This is a genomic window from Mycobacterium sp. UM_Kg1 (assembly GCF_000972925.1).
GTDB classification, from domain to species: Bacteria; Actinomycetota; Actinomycetes; order Mycobacteriales; family Mycobacteriaceae; genus Mycobacterium; species Mycobacterium hiberniae.
The window spans coordinates 1-4,095 of the sequence record NZ_JRMK01000228.1; the positions used below are offsets into that span (position 1 = coordinate 1).

Sequence of the window (4,095 nt, forward strand, 5' to 3'; positions counted from 1 at the left end):
TCGAGGGCACCGTGACCGATACCGTCACGCCGGCCTCCTCGCCCAGATAGCGGACCGCGATGGCCTCGCGCGGGGGCAGTTGGGCCGGCGTGACGGTATCGGTCACGGTGCCCTCGACGATCACATACTGGTAGGGCAGCTCTTCGCGCTGGACCACCAGCGTCACGGCGCCGGCCTGCTCGATCAGCTTGGCCTTGCGAGTGCTGACGCCGGTGTTGATCACGATGTCGCCGCCGGGGGTGTAGTCGTACCAGATCGGCGCACTGGCCGGGGGCCGGCCATCGGTGGTGGCGACCGACAACACGGCGATGTGCTTGTCGGCCAGGAACTGCTGACTCTCGGTTTCGGTGAATTTTCTGGGCATACCGGCTCGAACAGCGGTTGGCCCCGGGCTATTCCACCGGGCATCGGAGAGGTTGTCCGGTCAGGGCGCTCCCAGCGCCTTACACTCCGGCCAAGCCTGCCGATAAGGAGTCCACGATGCCCGCAGCCGATCTCGTCGTCACCGGCACCGTACTGACGGTCAACGACGCGCAACCGACTGCCGAGGCGCTGGCCGTCACCGACGGACGCATCGTCGCCGTCGGCGACCGCACGGACATCGAGGCGTTGATCGGTCCGGACACCCGGGTGTACGACGCCGGCGAGGGCTGTGTGCTGCCCGGCTTCATCGAGGCCCACGGGCACCCGCTGATGGAGTCGGTCGTGCTGTCGGACCGCATGCTCGATATCCGGCCGGTCACCCTCACCGAGGCCGACGCCGTGGTTGATCTGGTGCGTAAAGAGGTCGCCGCCCGCGGCGCCGACGGGGCCTACGCGGTCGGCTGGGACCAGCTGCTGCAGCCGGGCCTGCCCGAACCCACCTTGGACTGGCTGGACGGCATCGCCCCGGACACCCCGCTGGTGATCGTGCACAACTCGGGCCACAAGGCGTACTTCAACAGCGCGGCCGGCCGCGAGGCCGGACTGAACCGCGACACCCCCGACCCGGCCGGGGCGAAGTACGGCCGTGACGCCGACGGCGAACTGGACGGGACCGCAGAGGAGACCGCCGCCCTCATCCCGCTGCTGGGCAAGGCCATGCTGCCGGCCGACGGCCCGGCGATGTTGCGGGCCGAATGCGCGCGGCTCAACCGGGCTGGGCTGACGACCATTTCAGAGATGGCGTTCTCTCCGCAGTTCCGGCCGTTGGTGCAGGCACTGCGTGACGAGTTGACGGTGCGTCTGCGCACCTACGAGATCTCCAACGCCGCGCTGCACACCGATGCCTCGCCGGGCGAGGGTGACGACATGCTGCGTCAGGTCGGCATCAAGATCTGGGTGGACGGCTCGCCGTGGATCGGCAACATCGACCTGTCCTTCCCGTACTTGGACACCGAAGCCACCCGGATCATCGGCGTCGAACCCGGATCGTGCGGGCATGCCAACTACACCGGCGACCAATTGCGGCGGATCGTTGAGGCGTACTTCCCGCACGGCTGGCAGATGGCCTGCCACGTCCACGGCGACAACGGCGTCGACACCATCCTCGACGTCTACGAAGACGTGCTCCGCCGGCACCCGCGCGCTGATCATCGGCTGCGTCTCGAACACGTCGGCGCCATCCGCCCCGAGCAGTTGCGGCGTGCCGCTGCGTTGGGGGTCACCTGCAGCCTGTTCGTCGACCACCTCCACTACTGGGGTGATGTTCTGGTCGACGGGCTGTTCGGGGAGGAACACGGCTCACGCTGGATGCCGGCGGCCTCCGCTGTGGCGGCGGGCATGCGTATCTCGCTGCACAATGACGCACCGGTCACCCCGGAAGAGCCGTTGCGCAACATCAGCGTCGCCGCCACCCGCCGGGCGCCCAGCGGGCGAGTCCTGGCGCCCGAGGAGAGGCTGACCGTCGAGCAGGCGATCCGGGCGCAGACCCTCGATGCGGCCTGGCAGTTGTTCGCCGACGATGTGACCGGCTCCCTGGAGGTGGGAAAGTATGCCGACCTGGTGGTGCTGTCGGCCGACCCACGCGCCGTCGCCCCGGAGGCGATCGCCGATCTGCAGGTGCGCGCCACCTTCCTGGCCGGCCGCCAGGTGGTCTGACCCGGAGCGCCGGAGCCGTATTCAGCGGAGACGCCGGGGCCCGAAGTCCTCTGGCCAACAAAGGCTGGTAAGGCTAACCTTCGTTGCATGAGTCTGCCGATGCCCGACCGCAAGACCGCTGACCTGCCCGGCCACTGGCTCTTTGCCCGCCTGGGCAAACGCGTGCTGCGGCCCGGCGGCGTCGGCCTGACCCACCGCATGCTGGCCGACGCGCAGCTGGCCGGCGCCGACGTCGTCGAACTCGCACCCGGCATGGGCCGCACCGCGACGGAGATCCTCAAACGCCGGCCCGGCACCTACACCGGCGTCGAGGCCGACGCGAATGCCGCCGGCGTGGTCCGCGCGCTGGTCGGGACGGGAGGGCGAGTGGTCACCGGCGAGGCGTCGGGCACCGGTCTGGACACCGACAGTGCCGACGTCGTCATCGGCGAAGCGATGCTGACCATGCAGACCAACGCCCACAAGCTCGACATCATGCGCGAGGCATTCCGGGTGCTGCGGCCCGGCGGCCGCTACGCCATCCACGAGATGATGTTGCAGCCCCATGACGTGCCCGAGGCCGTCAAGGACGAGGTGCGCACCGCGCTGGCCCGGTCCATCAAGGTCAATGCCCGTCCGCTGACCGCCGGGGAGTGGACGGATCTGCTCACCGAGGCCGGCTTCACCGTCGAGAAGATCGGCTACGCCCCCATGGCGCTGCTGGAGCCGCACCGGCTGATCGCCGACGAGGGCGTGTTCGGTGCGCTGAGGTTCGTGTTCAACGTGCTGCGCGATGCCGACGCCCGGGCCCGGGTTCTCAATATGCGCGCGACGTTCCGCCGGCATCGCAGCAATATGGGCGCCATCGAGGTGATTGCCGCCAAACCCGCCTGATCGGCTTGCCATGATGGACGGGTGACAACCCGCGACCGCGACGCCTCGGGCCGCCCGCGCAACGCCCGCCCGCGTGACCGGCTGGGCCGGCCCCTGCCGCGCGGCAGCCAGGGTGGGGTCGAGGGGGTCCCCGATGACCTGGACTTGCCGCCGGCCCAGATGCTGGCCTACGCCCAGTTGCTGCTGGACGACGGCCTGGCGTTCAACGCCCACGAAGTGCTTGAAGCCGCCTGGAAGCATCGGCCGCCCGCCGAACGCGAACTCTGGCAGGGGCTGGCCCAGCTCGCAGTCGGCATCACCCACGTACAGCGCGGCAACGTCACCGGCGCGGTCAGTCTGCTGCGCCGCGGCGCCGAACATCTGGCCGGCGTGCGGCCCCCGGCGCCGTACGGTGTCAATCTCGACGGATTGCAGGGCTTCGCCACGCAACTGGCCTGTGACGTGGCGGCCGGGATCGAGATCGGCCCGCAACGGCTGCATCCGCGGCTGGTCGCGTGAGCACACCGCTTCGCTGGACGCTTGCCGACGGCCGCGACCTGCTGTTGTTCGCCCTCCCGGGCCACACCGCCGCCCCGGTGCCGGACCGGCGGCCGCTGGCCCCCCGCGACCCCGAGCCGTCGCAGTTGCGCTTCGACCGCACCACCGGCCAGTGGGGGATCATCGCCGCGCAGCGCCAGGACCGCACCTACCATCCACCCGCCGAGGACTGCCCGCTGTGCCCGGGGCCCACCGGGCTGACCAGCGAGGTGCCGGCGAGCGACTATGACGTCGCGGTCTTCGAGAACCGGTTCCCCAGCCTGGCCGGCGCCGGTGCTCTGGACGCCGTCCCGCCCGACGGTGCCGCGTTCGTCGGGGCGCCCGGCTACGGCCGGTGCGAAGTCATCTGTTTCTCGGCCGATCACACCGGGTCGTTCGCCGAACTGCCGGCCGCGCACGCCCTGCTGGTGGTGCAGGCGTGGCGACACCGCACCGCCGATCTGCTGGCTCGCCCCGGTGTCGAGCAGGTGTTCTGCTTCGAAAACCGCGGCCGGGAGATCGGGGTGACACTGGCGCACCCCCACGGCCAGATCTACGGCTACCCCTACCTGACCCCGCGCACCGCCGCCATGCTGACCCAGGCGCGGGAGCATCGAATCAAGCACG

The 4,095-nt window shown here is 70.2% G+C and carries 5 protein-coding genes; 4 read left to right on the top strand and 1 reads right to left on the bottom strand.

Annotated elements, in window-relative coordinates:
- Positions 1 to 364, bottom strand: a 364-nt coding sequence (locus LI92_RS20125) for a pyridoxamine 5'-phosphate oxidase family protein (RefSeq protein WP_046322036.1), incomplete at its 3' end; no start/stop codon positions are given.
- Positions 365 to 480: 116 nt separating this feature from the next.
- Between LI92_RS20125 and LI92_RS20130 the strand changes: the two genes are divergently transcribed.
- The 4 genes from LI92_RS20130 to LI92_RS20145 form a co-directional block, all read left to right on the top strand.
- Positions 481 to 2,079 (top strand): amidohydrolase, encoded by a 1,599-nt coding sequence (locus tag LI92_RS20130; protein WP_046322037.1) that lies wholly within the window; start codon positions 481 to 483, stop codon positions 2,077 to 2,079.
- A gap of 87 nt (positions 2,080 to 2,166) precedes the next feature.
- Positions 2,167 to 2,952 (top strand): class I SAM-dependent methyltransferase, encoded by a 786-nt coding sequence (locus tag LI92_RS20135; protein WP_046322038.1) that lies wholly within the window; start codon positions 2,167 to 2,169, stop codon positions 2,950 to 2,952.
- A 21-nt stretch (positions 2,953 to 2,973) separates the two neighbouring features.
- A complete protein-coding gene (locus tag LI92_RS20140) occupies positions 2,974 to 3,450 on the top strand; it encodes a DUF309 domain-containing protein (protein ID WP_046322039.1) in 477 nt (158 codons plus the stop codon).
- Positions 3,447 to 4,095, top strand: a 649-nt coding sequence (locus tag LI92_RS20145) for a galactose-1-phosphate uridylyltransferase (protein WP_046322040.1), incomplete at its 3' end; no start/stop codon positions are given. The genes LI92_RS20140 and LI92_RS20145, both read left to right, overlap by 4 nt.